Here is a 1,601-nt window from a genome sequence, read left to right as displayed (position 1 = left end):
GGGCTCTCTCCACGAATCGCATTGCGGAGAGAGCCCCACCCGCCGCGCTACGCGCGGCGACCTCCCCCGCAAGCGGGAGAGGTGAGCCAGTCCGCCGCTCCAGCCTTGTCATCACCCGAGTCCGCAAAACAAAGGGGCGGCAGATTGCTCTGCCGCCCCCGCGATCCTCGGAAGAGGAAATTACTTCAAGTTGGACATCGCGGTCAGGTCGACCGAGAGCTTGGCGATACCAGCCGCGCCGCACCAGTTGGAGCCGGTGCCGCCCGGATTGATCGGGGTGACATTGGTGGTTCCGCCCGCGGTGAAGTCGCTGGTGAAGGCGCTGCAATTGCCCTTCGACAGGTCGGTGTCGGAGTAGCGCAGATCGAGCGTGAACACCTTGTAGGTGAAGCCGATGCCGATGTTCCAGGTGTTGTAGTCGGCATACTTGATGCCGTTCGGGAACGCCGGAACGCCGTAGAAGCTGTCCGAGGTGCCGAGCCACTGCCGGCCGAACTCACCCGACACATACATGCCGACGCCGCTGGTGCCGAACACGGTGCTCGGCGCGGTGTACTTGCCGATGATCGAGGAGTAGTTGCCCCAGGCACCGGTGTTGAGGAAGTTCGGCGAGTAGTACTCGTTGATGGTGAACGCCCAGTTGTCGTTGATGGTCCAGGTCGCCTTGCCGTAGACTTCGAAGAACGAGACGTCCTTCTTCATCACGTTGCCGTTCAGCAGGGCGTTGGCTGCGCACTCCGGGCTGAGCAGCTTGCCGGCGGTGTCGGTCGGCGCGCGAAGTAGCAGGTTCCACCCGGATACAGGTAACCCCAGACACCGATGTCGAAGGCGAAGGCGCCGAAGGTCGGGCGGATACCGCCGTAGACGTCGACTTCGGCCGCAGCGCGGTTGGCGAAGGAGATGCTTTCGGTCGAGGTGCCGATGTAGAGCTGCAGGTCCTTGTTGACGTTGTAGCGCGGCTCGAAATAGGCGGTGACCGACGGATTGTGGTTGGACTGGGTGACGCCGCGGAAGATGTAGTCGCTCATGATGCCGGCGCCGAAGGCGACATCCCAGGGATCGAAGGGAGCCGGCGGCGGCGCCTTGACGGCCTTCACCGCCATGTCAGCTGCCATTGCCGAGCTCGAAATCATTGCTAGCGCCGTTGCTAACAAAGCCAGTTTCTTCATGACGATCCCCATCTACTTTTCAAGACAGCCCAGCTCCGGTGGCCCCCAGGGCGCGCGATAACGGACTGCAACTCAATCGCGTGGGACCAATCTGAGGCCCGTGCACGGTACCGTGAAGGCGAAAAGACATGCATCTGCCGACTTTTTAGGCGTTCTGACCTCCTCGCCACACGTTGGTTGGCGGGTGTTGCATTTGCACCACAAGACTCAGGGCTCCCGCCCCGGTTGAGCGGCGCGCAAAATCGGATTCGAGCAACAGTTCGACATGCTGCGGTCGGTGTCGGCGCGAATCGCGCCTCCGCAAAACTACGGACGGCCGATACGGAAAAAGCCGCAGCGGCGTCCGCTGCGGCTTCGATCAGGTGAACCGGTGCAGGTTCGGCTAGTGGTGCTCGCTGTCGGTGCCCCAACTCGGCGCCGGCTCGTGGCTCG

1 pseudogene is annotated in these 1,601 nt (G+C 62.7%); it reads right to left on the bottom strand.

From position 1 onward, the window contains the following. Positions 1-180: 180 nt before the first annotated feature. Positions 181-1,169: pseudogene (locus H8B02_RS47115) on the bottom strand (TorF family putative porin). Positions 1,170-1,601: the final 432 nt, after the last annotated feature.

It is taken from the genome of Bradyrhizobium altum (assembly GCF_020889705.1).
In the GTDB taxonomy this organism is placed as follows: Bacteria; Pseudomonadota; Alphaproteobacteria; order Rhizobiales; family Xanthobacteraceae; genus Bradyrhizobium; species Bradyrhizobium altum.
This window is presented reverse-complemented; position numbering and strand designations above follow the sequence as displayed.